The following is a 16,162-nucleotide window of genomic DNA, read 5'->3' on the forward strand; positions in this document are numbered from 1 at the left end:
ATAATAGCCGCATCAATTGGTGATACGGCTATTTTTCTTTATTGTTCCCTTTTGATGCTTGCAACAAGCTGTTTACCGTCTTTATCCCATTTTACAGCCCGGTAAAAAGCATCATGATAGAAGGTAAACCATGCATTTTTCTCAAGCCCGAGAGTAAGCCACTTTTGTTTTCCGGTAATGGAAGTCATAGGGTAGTCGTCGTAGGCCATGACCCATAAAACATTTTGATGAGCGTGGGTGGCCATTAGGTCGGCCATGTGAATGCAGGTTTCACCTCCATCTTCAATAAGAAGAATCGAATGCCCATCACTATGCCCGCCCGAATGGATCATCGTTATGGCTCCGTATTCCCATTTTTCTTCAAAAGGGATAACCTGTGTTTCAACCGCCTCCCAATTTTCCCGCCAATATGTATTCTTTGAGCGAATATTCGGATTTCTCATTTCATCCCATTCTACCTGGGAAGTAATAATTTTGGCATTAGGAAAGATCGAGGTATACTGCCCATTCACTAGCTTTGTTAGTCCACAAGCATGGTCAAAATGCATATGGGTCATTAAAACAAAGTCGATACTTTCAGGAGCTACCCCTAATTGTTGTAGAGACTCCTCAACCTCGGATTCTTTTGTAACCCCATAATTCCTTAATTGTTTCTCCGTTAATTTTCCCTTTCCCAATCCTGATTCAACTAAAATATATTTCCCATTCATTTGAATTAAAATTGGGTCTGTCGGAAGTTCAATTTGATTTTTATCATTAGCCGGATATTTTTTTGACCATAACCCTTTGGGAACAACTCCAAACATGGCACCGCCATCAAGGTATGTCACACCGCCTGATAACCAAGTAAGCGAAACATTGCCAATCTTTAATGTGTCCATTTTTCAACTCCCCCCTTATATATATATTAACATTATCTGGATACATTAATAAAAAAACAATGTTAAACATGAGTGTTGATTTCCGCTCCATGCGCGAGCGGTCCGGGGAGCCTCCTTGACGCTATGCGCCTGTGGGGTCTCCCCAGCCCCGTTCTCCCGCAGGACATTGAACTGCATCCTTGAATTTGAATCCGCCCACGCAAAAGGAAATGCGATAGCATTTTCGAGGAGTCTTCGCACCTTCCGCTCCAATCAGCATCGTTCAAAAACAGCAAAAAGACAGCCCTATAAAGACTGTCTTATCTTTCGTTTTGATATTTAACTTCACAACGGTAAATCCGGTTTCCTTGTTCAGAAAACTTCTGCTCATATTCTGTCATAATATTGCCTTCATACCCACTTTTATGAAAATCAAGGCTTACATATTTCAATAATAAACCATAAGCCGAAAAGCTCATGAGAGAATACTCGAATAATCCTTGATTATCCGTTTTAAAATGAATTTCTCCGCCATTGACCAAAATATCTTCATAAAGCTTCAAGAAATCCTTGTACGTTAATCTTCTTTTCTCATGACGGAACTTTGGCCATGGATCGGAAAAATTCAAATAAACCCGATCAACGTCATTTTTTGTAAAGTATTTTTCTAGCTCCGCAGCGTTTACGTTTAACAGCTTGAGATTGGGTAAATTCGCTTCAATCAGGCGGTCCAAAGCAGCAACGATTACACTGTCGTACAGCTCAATGCCGATATAGTTAATATCCGGATTGGCCTTTGCCATTCCAGTGATAAATTGACCTTTACCTGTACCGACTTCAATATGGAGCGGCTGGTCTTTTTCAAAAGCCTCATGCCACTTACCTTTGAAATTTTCCGGGTTTGCTACTACGTACTGTGGATGCTGCTCTATTTTTTCCTTTGCCCAAGGTTTATGTCTTAGTCTCATTTTACACTCCTAAAAAACGTTATCCTTCAAAACATACCACGCAGTATCTTTTGATGCAAGTCAAACTATATGGAAAAAAGGTTTACGCATAAACAGCAAAAGAATCCACAACCTAATTGTGAATTCCTTTTTCTATTTCCACTTGAAAGGATGTGCTTTTATGCCATTAAGTCATGGTGACCAAGTTACACTGCTAAAAGATATTTTAAACAATCACCAAACAGATTGCTGCGGTTCGGTTTCCGAATGCGAGCAATTAGAGCGTTTAGTAAAATCTTTGATGGTCAACAATCAAATTGATTCGAATGTCAAAAATATTCTGCAGGAAGTATATCAATACAGTCAACATGGTGCTCAATCCGCTGATTTAGATCAGCATATCTCATCTAATCAAGAAAACTTATCACAATGGGTCAATGATATTGACCAATTTTCGTAATTAGAGGATCTCTTGCAAAAAATCAATCCATTTACTCATTTCTTCAAATCGATTCTTATCTTTATACCATTGAATGGAAGACAGAGTTTGAATGGTTACATACCATTTCATTCTGAGTTTCAGATGGTCAGTAAGCTCTTTATCGTAAAGCTTTAACCAGTCCTTCCAGTTTTCTTCAGGTATGTACCAGTAAAGCAGTAATCCTAAATCAATAGCAGGGTCAGCAATCATCGCTCCATCCCAATCAATCAAATACAACTGGTTGTCTTCTGCAAGCAGCCAGTTGTTATGGTTGACATCACCATGGCAAACTACTTTCTCATCACAACAAACGTTTAAGGCTTCCACTTTAAGGAAATTGATCGCCTTTTGTGATTCAGGTAAAGAAAGAACTTGTTCATCCAATTCATTTACAACTGACTGTAAAATCGGCTCAGGATTTACCGGTGAATTTTCTAACCGGCCCAACATTCCAAGCATTGGTTCAGAACAATGTATTTTCTTAAGCAATCTGGCAACACTCTCTTGGTTCATTTCAGAGGGCTTTAACTCCCGACCGGGAAGCCATTGCTGTGCTGTTATTACATCTCCGTTTTCCAATCGTTTTGTCCACACAAGTTTCGGGACAATGCCTTCTGCTGATAGTACTGCAAGGAATGGAGAGGAATTCCGCTTTAAGAAAAGGCTTTGATCCTTATATTTTGCATAAAAGGCTTCTCCTGTTTTGCCTCCAGCTGGGGTAATTTCCCACTCTTGTCCTAGTAAATGTTCCAAAATTGCTCACCTTCAATTTATGCCGTTCTAATGGGCTTATTCCTCTTTATTATGTGAGGTAAAACCTGTGCTGTAGGAAGGTTTAGTAACCACAATTATAACAATAGCTCTTTTTTACAAATAAATAAAAAAAAGCTATTGAAACCATTGCACACAATAGCCATCTTAGTAAATTTTATTCCTATGCCCTTTTTTCGTCAAGTAATCTTGAAAAACTATTTTTTCAGCAAAACATTCAGAGAAATGGGTTCTAGAAAATGTTTTTCCAAATTTATATAATCTTTGGCGGAAATTCCAGCAGTCTCGTGATTAGCCAATATTCCCCATTCCCCCTCAGGAAGGACAATCCTTTGAACTTTTGAGGATGGATTAATTACAAGAATGACCTCCTCCATAGGTAAGTGATATAAACATCCTAAAACAGGAGCAGAAAATGACAGCGCTTGTATGTGGGCATGAATTTCCTCAGTAGTTCTCATCCTAAAACATGAAAACTTCTGGCGAATGCTAATAAGTCCTTTAATGTATTCGACATTGTCTTTATATTTGCTTTTTCGTTCCCAATCGAGCAGATTGACCCTATCTGGAGAACGATAGCTATTTCCATCTCCTTGCTTTGTACGGAAAAACTCCTGCCCACTATGAAGAAACGGAATACCCTGTGATAATAAAACAATTCCTGTTGCAAGGCGATGATATTTTTGCCGAACCGCAGGATCCGCTTCAGAATAACAGCCTTCAAGTTTATCCCAGAGTGTATGGTTATCATGACATTCTACATAATTGACGGATTGATAAGGATTATTAAAGAGACGAGCACTTTTTTTGGTAAAACCGATACTGCCGGTGATGACCTCCATCGCGGCATCCACCAAATGCTCATTCCCTAAGGCAAAGCCTTTATCAAACAAATTAAACGTACTTCCTTTGATCGTGTCTCTGAATTTATCATTAAACTGTCCTATTTCCGTCATTTTTGCTTGATTGGCTATCGTTGCCTTTTGAGAGGGCGGCAGAGGGGTATTAAGGTTCCAGCCTTCCCCAATAATTAAAATCCCCTTTGAAAGACTGTCACAAGTCTTTCGTACCTCATTCATCGTGGTTACATCCAGAATCCCCATTAAATCAAATCGGAATCCATCGATATGATATTCTTCCAACCAATAACGGACCGAGTCAACAATAAATTTCCGGACCATTTTCCGCTCTGAAGCAACATCATTTCCAACACCAGTGCCGTTTGAAGGCAAACCAATTTCGTTATGACGAAAATAATAGCCTGGGACTATTTTTTCAAAGGAAGATTGTTCACGAATATAGACATGATTAAAAACTACATCCATGATGACACCGAGTCCAACACTGTGAATTTGGTCGATTAATTTTTTCAACTCAACGATTCGGGAATAAGGATTATTTGGATCAGTTGCATAGCTTCCCTCAGGGGTATTGAAGTGGGTAGGATTATATCCCCAGTTATACTGTTTAGCTGGGTTTAATTCGTCTACACCCGCGAAATCATTAAACGGAAGAAATTCGATATGAGTGATCCCTAAATCTTTGACATATGATAGACCAGTCACTTCACCATCCGTACCATTTGTGTTCAATTCGCCAGCACCTAAATACAGTCCTTTATTTTTGACTCCGCTATTGGCATCAATCGTAAAATCCCTAATATGTGTTTCATAAATAATCGCATCCACAGGGTTTTCTAATGGAGGTATACAGTGTCTAGGTCCAGCTGTCTTCTCGAGCTTTACAATAACACCCTGCTCCCCATTTGCTGTTACTGCCTTAACATAAGGGTCTACTGCCTCACGCCATTCTTGATTAACGAGGACCAAAAAGCTATATTGGTAAAATTCCAAATTACGGTGAAGACAAACAGACCAAACGCCACAATCTTCCCGCCTCATCTTTATGATTTCTGAATAATCATTAGCTGATGGACGTAATTTCAATTTGACACCCGTGGCGGTTGGTGCCCACAGTTTAAAACAGATTTGGTCAGCATGAAAGGTGACACCGAGGTCATTCCCTTCATAATAAAATTTTTCATCAAATCGATCTGTTCGAATCACAGCGCCTATTTGTAAATCTGTTTTCCCTCCATGCTCATCAAAAATCCAATAGGGCCTGCCAAAGGAAATTTCCCCTTCAAACTGGCAAATATATTTAAAATGATGCTCAATTTCCGTCTTCTCCAAAATGGCCAGAGGCGTCTTTACTGCATCTGCTGCCATGTAAAATGCAGATGATAATCCGTGATGATATGAATGGGGAAGAAGAATAGTAACGATGTTCATTTCATCTAAGTAAGCAAAAAAATTCCTGTCAGCAGAACTCATTCGAATCCCTCTCCTTCAGATCAACTTCTTCCTTCCCGCGACTTCTAGATAACACCTCTACGGCTTTCGTTTGAAGGTGAATCGAAAGTGGGGTGTATCCGATATGCTCCCCGTCAGCATGAACATACTGTGATTTTGTTGAATGGATTGTAATATTTTTCCCCTTATATGTTTTCACTTCTTTAAAATGGATGTGTCTGCCCCAAAAAACACTTATAAATACGAGTAACAGCTTTAGCCTTGACAATTGATGGACAACTGTAATATCAAGAAGACCATCATCAGGTTCGGCAGCAGGGGCAATTTCCATCCCGCCTCCATAAAAAGGCTGGTTAGAAACGGTTACAAACCATGTTTGTTCAAATATATGCTTTTTCCCGTCAATTGATAAATCAATTCTTGCAGTTTTATAGGTAAATACATTTTTTAATAGAAAATAGACATAAACCAGCCTGCCTAATGATAATTTATTTAACAATGCCTTTATACGGGACTGATTGACCTGATAAGAGATAATCGCATCAAATCCAGCACCTATATTATTGATAAAATAGTGCTCCTCTCTTCCAGTCAGGCAAACCTTCCCGATATCGATTTGCCTTCCCGTCCGCTGCCGAAGGTGGAGAATAGCTTGTAAAGCCTCTTCGGGATTGGTTGGAATATGAAAGCCTCTTGAAAAGTCATTTCCTGAACCGCCAGGAATAAAACCTAGTGTTATATAATCGTGTTTAGCAATCCCATTAAGCACTTCATGGATCGTTCCGTCTCCCCCGACTGCAATAATCACCTTTTCCTGTTGATTTTTCTCCGCAATTTGTTCTGCAAGGCATTTAGCATGACCAGGAAATTCGCTAAAAAAAGCTAAAAAGTGAATCTGTTCAGCCACTAACTTAGATTCAACTTTTTTCCATACCTTGAGGCAGTATCCATTTCCAGCTTTGGGATTAATAATAAAATAAATTTGCTTCATAAAACCCACCTTCTTCAGATTTCTATGATTTCAATGGGAATATGGTTACGGCTTCATATTTTGGTGTTTGGTCCAGATGTGTTTGATAAACAACAACATCTTCAGCCTGAAATTCCAATGGTTCCGGCTGCAATTGATACCAAATGTTTAACAGCTCCTTTTGGAACCCGACTGGTCCCATCCACTTTCTCGCTAAGGTAATATGAGGCTTAAAAGCGCGTTTTTCCAGTTGAAAACCCGCTTGTTCACATGCCGAAAATACCTTTCTTCTAATATCGAAAAGCTCCTCGCTGCTTTCTGTATCGGCCCAAAAGACACGCGGTGATTCTTCCTTCCCGAAAAAGCCTAGTTTGTTTATTTTTAATGTAAATGCCCCCTCGTTAAGTAGGGCCTCTTTCACATAATTTTCGGCTGCTTTAAGTTTTTCAGGTTCTGCTGATCCTAAGAAAGCTAAAGTAATATGTAAGTCCATATAATGAACCCAACGGCTAAAAGGGATATCTTCCTTTAATCTTTCGATATGATCCATCATGATTAGTTTTGTTGCCTCAGGGATTCTTACAGCGAAAAAAAAGTGTGGTCGTTGATTCATATTCATATCAGTCCTTTTTATAATTTTAGTCTATTTTCTCCCAATTGTATCTACTGTCAAACCGTTTATTAGGCGATATTTTTTACAATCAGTATAATTTTCTTTATGATAAAAAGAGAAATAAATTTAGTTTAGAAAGGGAAACCCAATGAAAATAGTTAATAATATCGCTGAACTGATTGGAGATACACCGCTTGTTAAACTAAATCGCTTATCACCTAAAGATGGAGCCTCGGTTTATTTAAAGCTGGAATATTTTAATCCTAGCAAAAGTGTAAAGGACCGGGCCGCCTATAATATGATTATCGAAGCAGAAAAAAGTGGACATTTGAAAAAAGGCTCCACCATTATTGAACCGACGAGCGGCAATACAGGGATTGGCATTGCGATGAATGCTGCTGCAAGGGGTTATCAAGCGATAATTGTAATGCCTGACACAATGACAAAGGAACGTATTAGCTTACTCGTGGCATATGGAGCGAAGGTAATCCTGACCCCCGGGGATGAAAAAATGCCAGGGGCAATTAGGAAGGCTTTAGAATTAGCAAACGAAATCCCTAATAGTTTTATTCCGATGCAATTTGAAAATAAAGCAAACCCCGATGCTCACAGACAGACTACTGCTGTAGAGATTATTGAAGGCCTAAAAGAAATCGGTAAACCACTTTCAGCTTTCGTTGCGACAGCTGGGACTGGCGGAACTATCACAGGAACGGGTGAAACACTAAAAGCCTATTATCAAGGTTTATCCGTACATGTGGTTGAACCTAAGGGTTCTCCTGTTTTATCAGGCGGGAAACCAGGTAAACATAAGCTTGTTGGTACAAGCCCTGGTTTTATTCCAGAAATACTTAATGAGGAAGTATATGATGAGATTCATCAAATTACCGATGAGGATGCTTATGCGATTACCAGAAGATTGGCCAAAGAGGAAGGTATTCTAGTTGGTCCATCATCAGGGGGGGCTTGTTTTGCGGCGATAGAAGTTGCAAAACGATTATCACCGGCTGATGTTGTGGTTTGTATTGCCTGTGATACAGGGGAAAGATATCTTTCAAGTGATTTATTCGATTATTAATTGCACCTACCTATACCTAAAACCCTTAAATATCAAGATTGGCGGGACTGCGGGGAATCGAACCCACCAGACTTGGCACGCAGGTCTCAAGCAGTTTTGAAGTTAGAGGAGATTCTATAGGTACATCAAAAATCCGCATAATTAATGAAACCTAAATCGCGAGGCCCACCTAATCTATTGAGGATTAAAAATAGATGTTTTTTATGGCAGAACCAACAAAAAGATGTTCAGATCGCGTACTATCTGAACATCTTTTTGTATTATTTACATAGCTTTTTCCTTTTTTGAAGTTGAAATAGCTGGGGAGAGCTCCCAACATTCAATGCCTTCATGATTTTTAATACAATCTTTATAAAAGACAGGATCTTTACCAGCTTTTTTCTGTTTCATGTAATCTGTTAAAGCAGTAAAGGCTATTTTTCCTAGTAATGTAATAGCAATCAAGTTTATGATAACCATAAAGCCCATAAATAAATCCGCTAAATCCCATACAAGCTGGACCTTAGCAATGGAACCGAATACAATCATGGCTAACACACTTATTCGGTATAGCATCAACCATACTTTACTTGTGTGTAAAAATCGAATATTTGTTTCCCCATAATAATAGTTACCGATTAACGCACCGAATCCAAATAGGAAAATAAAGATAGCAAGACAGCCTGATGCCCAGGAACCGATGTGTTCACTTAATGCTGCTTGTGTAAGTGAAATACCATTTAGCCCAGGTTGTTTGTAAGCATCAGAAAGTAAAATAATACATGCTGTGCTTGTACAGATGATCAGAGTATCCGTTAATACGCCAAATGCTTGAATAAGTCCTTGTTTAACCGGATGACTTGTTGTTGCCGTTGCGGCAACGTTTGGCGCACTCCCCATACCCGCTTCATTTGAGAATAAACCACGTTTTACTCCATTCATGAGCGCAGCACCGATTGAACCGCCTGCTATTTGTTCAAAGCCAAACGCGTTTTTTACAATAAGAGAAAGAATTTCCGGCATTTTTGTTATGTTCGTAGCTATGATAAATAATGCTATACCAATGTATAACACAGCTAGAATCATAACCTTGTATTCAGCCAGTTTTGCAATACGCTTCACACCGCCAAAGATAATCACAGCGAAAGCAAGTGCCATGATAATCCCTAAAGTTAAACGATCTGTACCAAAAGAGTTCTCAAAAGCAATTGAAACGGTATTAGATTGTACAGAATTAAATACAAGACCGAAAGAAAGCGTAATTAAAATGGAGAATAATACTCCCATCCAACGTTGGTTTAATCCTTTTTCCATATAATACGATGGGCCGCCGCGGAAACCATTTTTATCTTTTACTTTATATACTTGCGCTAACGTACTTTCAATAAAGCTGGATGCTGAGCTAATAATAGCAATAATCCACATCCAGAATACTGCTCCAGGACCGCCTAATGCAATCGCAATCGCGATTCCTGTGATATTACCTGTCCCAACACGAGCGGCCATACCAATACAGAACGCTTGAAATGGGGAAATGTTGTCTTTAGAAGCAGTTCTCCCTTCCATTAATACACGGACCATTTCCTTTAACATTCGAAACTGTACAAATTTCGTTTTAAGTGTGAAATAAATCCCACAAGAAACAAGCATAATAATTAGTAATTTTGACCATAGAAAATCATTTGTTACACCAACCATACTTTGTAGTAATTGTTGCATCTTACCACCCCTTATTAATGTAGTATATATTGAAGCAATTAGGCACTCAGTTTGATAAACGATGGTTTGAATCGAAGTAGAGTTAGTGCCGGCGATGTGGCCGCCTGCTGCTAGAATCTTAAGATAAGATCATTTATTAATACGGTTTAATTGCATCAGCATCGTTTGACCAGTGCCCGTTAACCATACATGCAGCGTAAAGATCGGCACTGCACACAGAGGATAAAAATGGATTATGTGGTCAGGTCCCATTTTGATTAAACAGATTCTATGAATACATCGAAAGGTAAAGTATCTCAGTAAGGATTTTACAACCCTTAATTTTTCCGAATGCCTCTTTTGCTTCCTTTTCAGTGTCATACTCAAACATTTTTAGAGTGTTTTTTGAATGGACAGTGATGATCCACAAATAAATTTCCTCCCTTCCATAGATAGAGAAAAATCTCGCATTTTAGATCCAGCCCCGGAAGCTTGAGGCTTCAACCAGTTTTCTTATTCCAACCATATACGCTGCTAAGCGCATAGTTACTTGATGGACATGTGCTGTTTGATAAATATTTTCAAAAGAATCCACCATTACTTTTCGTAATTTTTCAGCCACCTCTTCCTGTGACCAATAAAATCCTTGATTGTTTTGAACCCATTCAAAGTAAGATACGGTGACACCACCAGCACTTGCCAATATATCCGGAACAAGGAGAATTCCTCTTTCATCCAAAATTTTAGTTGCTTCAAGGGTTGTTGGCCCATTAGCTGCCTCCACTATGATTGAAGCCTTAATACGATCGGCGTTTTGTGCTGTAATTTGATTGGAAATGGCAGCCGGCACAAGAATATCACATTCTTTTTCAAGTAATTCTTGATTCGTGATTGCATTGTTAAATAAAGGTGTTACTGTACCAAAACTATCGCGTCGATCGAGCAGGTAATCAATATTAAGGCCTTCTGGATCATGAAGAGCACCATATGCATCCGAAATACCAATCACTTTTGCTCCAGCATCATGCATGAATTTGGCCAAAAAACTTCCTGCATTCCCAAAACCTTGAATCACTATTCGAGCACCTTGCAAGTCAATGTTTTTTTTCTTTACCGCTTCTTCAATACATATGGTTACACCGCGGGCTGTTGCCGTTTCACGTCCTTGTGACCCTCCTAAAACAAGGGGCTTGCCCGTAATGAATCCAGGAGAATCGAATTCACGAAGGCGACTCTACTCATCCATCATCCAAGCCATGATTTGAGAGTTTGTATATACATCGGGAGCTGGTATATCTTTTGTAGGCCCGACAATTTGGCTGATAGCACGAACATAACCACGACTCAATCTTTCCAGTTCTGCAAACGACATATTTCTCGGTTCACACCTAATGCCTCCTTTTCCACCACCGAAAGGAAGGTTCGCAATGCCGCACTTTAAACTCATCCAAATAGACAAGGCTTTTACCTCTTCTTCGTTCACTTCTGGGTGAAATCGTACGCCTCCTTTTGTCGGTCCTACTGCATCATTATGTTGGGAACGAAAACCGGTAAACACTTTGATCGAACCATCGTCCATTCTTACAGGTATGCGGACAGTGAGCATTCGGATGGGTTCTTTGAATAATTCAAATTCATTATTTGAATAACCTAATTTATCCAACGCCTCTTTTATGACCGTTTGTGTAGAAAGAAACAAATCTAGAGATTCCTTTTCTTTTTTCTGTTCTTCGGCAAGGCTTTCTACAGTATTTATTAACGCCATTAAAATCACTCCTTATTTTGAAGAATAAAAGTTGGTATTGCATCGTTTTCTTAATTTCGTATGAATTTTTCAAATGTCCAATGAAATTTCCCCTGGAAACTCGTATTTATAAGATGTTGTTAGAAAATACACAAATCCCATTCCTGCGATAGATGTTTCAATAACTTAACACCCGTCAGACTATTTCCATACTCATCAATAGCTGGACCATAAATGCCAATGCCACATCCATCATGAAAAGGCAGTTCTCTTTTCATGCTTTCAGGAACGGTTGCTAAAATCCCGCCGGATACCCCACTTTTGGCTGGCATACCGACAAAGGCGGCAAACTTACCTGAGGCATTGTACATTCCACATGTAAGCATTAAGGCTTTGGTAAGTCGGGCCACTTCTTTGGGCAGTACCTGTTCTTTTTGCATCGGATGATATCCATCGTTTGCCAGGATCAGTCCAATCATGGCTATATCTTCGGTATTTACTTCAATGGCACACTGCTTTAAGTAAACCTCTAAGGCTTCTTCCACCTCAGATTCCAAAAAACCTGTCTCTTTCAAATAGTAGGCTAAAGCTCTATTTCGATTCGCTGTCAGCCACTCTGATTGGAAAACTTCCTCGTTGATGTTCGGACGTTTCCCTATCATTTTTTCAATAAATTCGTAAAGGAACTCCAATTTATGTTTTGATGATTCTCCTGGAAGAAGTGACGCGATGGTAATCGCTCCTGCATTGATCATGGGGTTAAACGGCTTACCCGGTTTATGCATTTCCAGACGAATAATGGAGTTAAAGGCATCCCCAGTTGGTTCCACGTCGACCCGATCTAGCACATAGAGTATACCGCGGCTTACACAAGCAGCTATAAAGCTGATTACTTTTGAGATACTTTGCAGAGTGAAAGGGACTTGCCAATCCCCTGCCTTCATTACCATTCCATTTGATCCTACAATACAAATACCTAACTGAGATGGGTTGACTTTTCCCAAAGCAGGAATATAGCTTGCACATTGCCCTTCAGCTCCATAGGAACGATAATGCATCACCCATTCATCCAAGCTACCCATCTTTTGATTCCGGGTCTGATCTTTAGCATCTTTATTAATTTCTTGAATCAAATTCTTCGAATCCTCTCTTTCTTAAACGTTTTTAAGGAAAAAATTCAGCAAAAGGAAAACGCTTTCTATTTTCTAATAGAAAGATATAATTGATTCTATAATCTGAACTACAGAAGAAAACGAAAAACTACAGAACATTTTTTATTTTTTATTTTTTATTTAAAATAGTTTGGATTGGTTAAAAAGAAAAGTTTGCATTGTATTAAAACGAATCTATCTGTATACTAATTTTCAGAAAAATGAGGAAGTGACCTTTTTGAATATTAGCCTATTATTGAAAAAAGACCTATTCATCCTTGTTTTGATGATGATAACAGTCCCATTAGCAGGTGAATTAAATTTTTATCCAATTAATGAAACGTTTCGGATCAGTTTTGGGGTGCCGACATTTTTATTCTTTTTGCTGTTGTTTCGAAAAATTCCAGCAGTTTTTCCAGGTTTCTTAACTGCCATTCAAGTAGTGAGTTTTCGCATTCTGCTGGAATTTATCAACCAAGGTAATTTGAATTGGATTTCCTCCTTTGAATCCAATTTTCCCAGTTTTTTCTTTTATTTCGCCTATGCTAGCTTCTTTTATGTTGCTAAAGTCAATCGTTTCTATAACCGGCCCATATTAATGGGATTGATTGGCATCATCATCGAACTATTATCTAATATCGCAGAATTGACCATGCAATATTTGGTATTGGGGACAACGATTAAGTTAACAGCGATAAGTGAAATCCTGATTATGGCGGTATCACACAGCTTTCTAGTTATCAGCTTCTTCACTATGATGCAGCTATATGAAGCACAGGCAAGAGAAAAGCAAATTAGAAAGCAAAATGAACACATGCTCATGCTCATTTCCAATTTATATGAGGAATCCATTCATTTAAAAAAAACATTGCAGGATGCTGAAAACATTACAAAAAAATCATATGATCTATACAAAAGCTTAAACGTTATGAAAAATGAAGGGACTGCTGAGGATACGATCGAGGAACTCCGCAGGCAGGCATTAATAATTGCCGGTGAAGTTCATGAGATAAAAAAAGATAACCACCGTATTTTTGCAGGGCTTTCTAAACTGATTTCTGGTGAAAGTTTTACAGATTATATGAAACTTGACGAACTAGTTTCCATTATCAAAAAAACAAACGAAAATTATGCAAGTTTACTAGGAAAAAGTATTCAAATTGAATATTCCATTGAGGGAGTTCATCCTCCATACCATGTTTTTACCCTTCTGTCGATTATCAATAATATAGTCACAAATTCTGTAGAAGCCATCGTTAATATTGGATCCATTACTATTAATATAGAAAAAGACCAGCATTGGGTTAAATTCCGAATTGAAGATACCGGCCCCGGTGTTGCCAAAAAACATAAAAATTTAATTTTTAAGCCCGGTTTTACTACTAAGTACGATCATTCCGGAAACCCTTCAACGGGGATGGGATTATCATTTGTAAACGAGATGGTTGAACAGCTTAAAGGTGAAATTTTCGTCGACAATCGATTAAGCGGAACAGGTTCTAGTTTCATTATTCAATTACCGGCAAACCATTTAATGGAGAAAGGGTGATTCGATGCTTTTTTATATAACAGATGATGATGAAGCGGTTCGTTCGATGCTGGCCCAAATCATTGAAGATGAGGGTTTAGGAGTAGTCGCCGGGGAGGCAGAAGATGGCTCTTTGTTGGATGGAAACAGATTAAACATGTTAAACATAGATATTCTATTGATCGATTTTTTAATGCCGGTTCAAGACGGATTAGAAACCATTCGGCAAATTAAACCATTATTCAAAGGGAAAATCATCATGATCTCTCAAGTAGAATCGAAAGAGATGATTGCTGAAGCCTATTCCCTTGGCAGTGAATACTATATAACCAAACCAATCAATAGGATAGAAATACTGACGATTATTCAGAAAGTCATAGAACGAATTCGATTGGAAAAATCGATACACGAGATTCAAAAATCCCTCAATGTCGTTCTTAAATCGTATCACCCGCTAGATAAACAACAAAAATGGTTCGACGAAAAAAATATAAGAACATCAGGTCATGTTCTATTATCTGAATTAGGAATCGCTGGCGAAAACGGAAGTAAAGATTTACTGGATATATTGGAGTACTTATATCAGAATGAACATGAGTATTCGTTAAATAAAGGGGTTCCCATCCTTAAAGAAATTTTCGTTGATCTGGCTAAAAAAAGACTGGGATCATCCGCATCAGAGTCTGAGTTAAAAAAAGAAATAAAGGCTTCTGAACAACGAGTTCGACGGGCTATTTCACAATCAATGACTCATCTTGCTTCCCTAGGTCTTGCTGATTTTTCCAATTGGAAGTTCGAAAACTACGCTTCGAAGTTTTTTGATTTTACATCCGTAAGGAAGAAGATGACAGAATTAAAGTATAGTTCAACACCGTCGACCTCCCTTACAAGGATCAATACGAAAAAATTCATTCAAGTTCTTTATTTTGAAGCGCAGCGAGTCATTTCAGAGTCTCAATAATTAATTTAAGTTTTAATAAGACAGATATAAACTTCACTGAACCGCAATTTAGTGAAGTTTATCTGTTAAGAGATTTTCATATAAAATACATTTAGGCATTTATTGTACTGCCTTATATCCTCTGGTACCAAATGAATATTCCTCACATAACTTCAACAGCACACTTTTTTCCTACAATAAAATGATAAAGCGTTTTATAAAAGCAGTCTTGAAGCTCAGTTTGAGTCACTAATTTCACCCTTAAACTGTCAATATAACCATTGGCTGTATTAGGTTCTGCACCAAAAGAGAAAGGCATGGTGGAATTATATAAAGTTTTAGCCTGACTTTATGTCGCCATTAAGGTTCCTTTTAAATAAACGTTTAGGACAGCTCCATCATATGTAAAGGCGATGTTAAAAAATTCAAATAATTTTAACATAATCCAAGTACTTTCCCCCATACTCTATAGTATAAAATAATTTAGGAGGAGGTAAAAACAGACCATTACCATTAATTACCGAAGAATATCTTGTTTTCTTTACTATATTGGTAGAAATTTTCTGAAATTATGGGTACAATAAAGTTAGATGTATGACATCTAAGTATCCTCAGTCACATTCCATTAAAGGAGATGTCTGCGCGGAAAAGAAACTACATATTTCTTGAAGAGTAATCTTCAAATAGGCGTCGGTAGCTGGATTAAGCCATAGGTTTGAAATTTAGGATAGGGAGTGGTTCTTTGAAACCTTCAACTAACCGGATGTTAAACCGCATCAAATGTATCTACATGTTTATCAGAAATAACGGCACTGTTACGACTCAAGAACTTGTAGAGGAATTTGGTATCACTCCTCGCACCATACAACGAGATTTAAATGTCTTAGCCTATAATGACTTGGTGATTAGCCCAAGCCGCGGAAAATGGACAACAACACAAAAGAAAGTGAAGATGTCATCTTAAATTCAAAAATAAAATTAAACAATCCGCATAAAAAAGCATGCGATGTCAATCGCGTGCTTTTTACTGTTTATTATATTATCGTTTTTCAGGAAGAGAGGTAAAATTTGTAATTTGGTTAAATTCTTG

General features: G+C 38.2%; 13 protein-coding genes and 1 pseudogene. 5 read left to right on the forward strand and 9 right to left on the reverse strand.

The annotated features are described in order from the left end of the window. Positions 1-38: 38 nt before the first annotated feature. The gene (locus tag M3226_RS06995; RefSeq protein ID WP_251563852.1) at positions 39-881 is read right to left on the reverse strand and encodes a YtnP family quorum-quenching lactonase; all 843 of its coding nucleotides are present in this window, start codon (positions 879-881) and stop codon (positions 39-41) included. Between the two features lie 299 nt (positions 882-1,180). Continuing rightward, positions 1,181-1,828, reverse strand: coding sequence for a tRNA (guanosine(46)-N7)-methyltransferase TrmB (gene trmB / locus M3226_RS07000; protein ID WP_251563854.1), 648 nt, complete (start codon positions 1,826-1,828; stop codon positions 1,181-1,183). Positions 1,829-1,988: 160 nt separating this feature from the next. Between trmB and M3226_RS07005 the strand changes: the two genes are divergently transcribed. Then, positions 1,989-2,267, forward strand: coding sequence for a YtzH-like family protein (locus M3226_RS07005; protein WP_251563856.1), 279 nt, complete (start codon positions 1,989-1,991; stop codon positions 2,265-2,267). Here the strand turns inward: M3226_RS07005 and M3226_RS07010 are convergent, their stop codons facing one another. From M3226_RS07010 to thpR, 4 genes are all read right to left on the reverse strand, one after another. Further along, complete coding sequence (locus M3226_RS07010) at positions 2,268-3,041, reverse strand: phosphotransferase family protein (RefSeq protein WP_251563858.1); 774 nt, start codon at positions 3,039-3,041, stop codon at positions 2,268-2,270. 215 nt (positions 3,042-3,256) lie between these two features. Next, positions 3,257-5,392, reverse strand: coding sequence for a type I pullulanase (gene pulA / locus M3226_RS07015; protein ID WP_251563860.1), 2,136 nt, complete (start codon positions 5,390-5,392; stop codon positions 3,257-3,259). After that, on the reverse strand, positions 5,379-6,362 hold the full coding sequence (locus M3226_RS07020) for a diacylglycerol/lipid kinase family protein (RefSeq protein ID WP_251563862.1): 984 nt from the start codon (positions 6,360-6,362) through the stop codon (positions 5,379-5,381). Before M3226_RS07020 ends, pulA begins: the two co-directional genes overlap by 14 nt. 22 nt (positions 6,363-6,384) lie before the next feature. Further along, positions 6,385-6,954 (reverse strand): RNA 2',3'-cyclic phosphodiesterase, encoded by a 570-nt coding sequence (gene thpR, locus M3226_RS07025; RefSeq protein ID WP_251563864.1) that lies wholly within the window; start codon positions 6,952-6,954, stop codon positions 6,385-6,387. A gap of 148 nt (positions 6,955-7,102) precedes the next feature. On the opposite strand from thpR, the gene cysK reads away from it, so the two are divergent. After that, complete coding sequence (gene cysK / locus M3226_RS07030) at positions 7,103-8,032, forward strand: cysteine synthase A (RefSeq protein WP_251563866.1); 930 nt, start codon at positions 7,103-7,105, stop codon at positions 8,030-8,032. Positions 8,033-8,296: 264 nt separating this feature from the next. Here cysK and M3226_RS07035 read toward each other — a convergent pair whose 3' ends face one another. The 3 genes and pseudogenes from M3226_RS07035 to M3226_RS07045 all read right to left on the reverse strand — a co-directional run bounded on the left by M3226_RS07035 (position 8,297) and on the right by M3226_RS07045 (position 12,574). Then, positions 8,297-9,730, reverse strand: coding sequence for an alanine/glycine:cation symporter family protein (locus tag M3226_RS07035; RefSeq protein ID WP_251563868.1), 1,434 nt, complete (start codon positions 9,728-9,730; stop codon positions 8,297-8,299). Between the two features lie 451 nt (positions 9,731-10,181). After that, a pseudogene (locus tag M3226_RS07040) lies at positions 10,182-11,474 on the reverse strand (Glu/Leu/Phe/Val family dehydrogenase). 119 nt (positions 11,475-11,593) lie between these two features. After that, complete coding sequence (locus M3226_RS07045) at positions 11,594-12,574, reverse strand: glutaminase (protein WP_308211934.1); 981 nt, start codon at positions 12,572-12,574, stop codon at positions 11,594-11,596. A 259-nt stretch (positions 12,575-12,833) separates the two neighbouring features. Between M3226_RS07045 and M3226_RS07050 the strand changes: the two genes are divergently transcribed. The 3 genes from M3226_RS07050 (at position 12,834) to M3226_RS07060 (ending at position 16,036) form a co-directional block, all read left to right on the forward strand. After that, the gene (locus M3226_RS07050) at positions 12,834-14,153 is read left to right on the forward strand and encodes a sensor histidine kinase (RefSeq protein WP_308211933.1); all 1,320 of its coding nucleotides are present in this window, start codon (positions 12,834-12,836) and stop codon (positions 14,151-14,153) included. Between the two features lie 4 nt (positions 14,154-14,157). Next, a complete protein-coding gene (locus M3226_RS07055) occupies positions 14,158-15,093 on the forward strand; it encodes a response regulator (RefSeq protein ID WP_251563870.1) in 936 nt (311 codons plus the stop codon). 721 nt (positions 15,094-15,814) lie between these two features. Continuing rightward, the gene (locus tag M3226_RS07060) at positions 15,815-16,036 is read left to right on the forward strand and encodes a DeoR family transcriptional regulator (RefSeq protein ID WP_007086548.1); all 222 of its coding nucleotides are present in this window, start codon (positions 15,815-15,817) and stop codon (positions 16,034-16,036) included. Positions 16,037-16,162 lie beyond the last annotated feature (126 nt).

It is taken from the genome of Neobacillus cucumis (assembly GCF_023715505.1).

Bases quoted from the DNA above. Each gene is read 5' to 3' on its own strand.
- M3226_RS06995 (WP_251563852.1), bottom strand. From the start codon at position 881: ATGGACACATTAAAGATTGGCAATGTTTCGCTTACTTGGTTATCAGGC.
- trmB (WP_251563854.1), bottom strand. From the start codon at position 1,828: ATGAGACTAAGACATAAACCTTGGGCAAAGGAAAAAATAGAGCAGCAT.
- M3226_RS07005 (WP_251563856.1), top strand. From the start codon at position 1,989: ATGCCATTAAGTCATGGTGACCAAGTTACACTGCTAAAAGATATTTTA.
- pulA (WP_251563860.1), bottom strand. From the start codon at position 5,392: ATGAGTTCTGCTGACAGGAATTTTTTTGCTTACTTAGATGAAATGAAC.
- M3226_RS07020 (WP_251563862.1), bottom strand. From the start codon at position 6,362: ATGAAGCAAATTTATTTTATTATTAATCCCAAAGCTGGAAATGGATAC.
- thpR (WP_251563864.1), bottom strand. From the start codon at position 6,954: ATGAATCAACGACCACACTTTTTTTTCGCTGTAAGAATCCCTGAGGCA.
- cysK (WP_251563866.1), top strand. From the start codon at position 7,103: ATGAAAATAGTTAATAATATCGCTGAACTGATTGGAGATACACCGCTT.
- M3226_RS07035 (WP_251563868.1), bottom strand. From the start codon at position 9,730: ATGCAACAATTACTACAAAGTATGGTTGGTGTAACAAATGATTTTCTA.
- M3226_RS07055 (WP_251563870.1), top strand. From the start codon at position 14,158: ATGCTTTTTTATATAACAGATGATGATGAAGCGGTTCGTTCGATGCTG.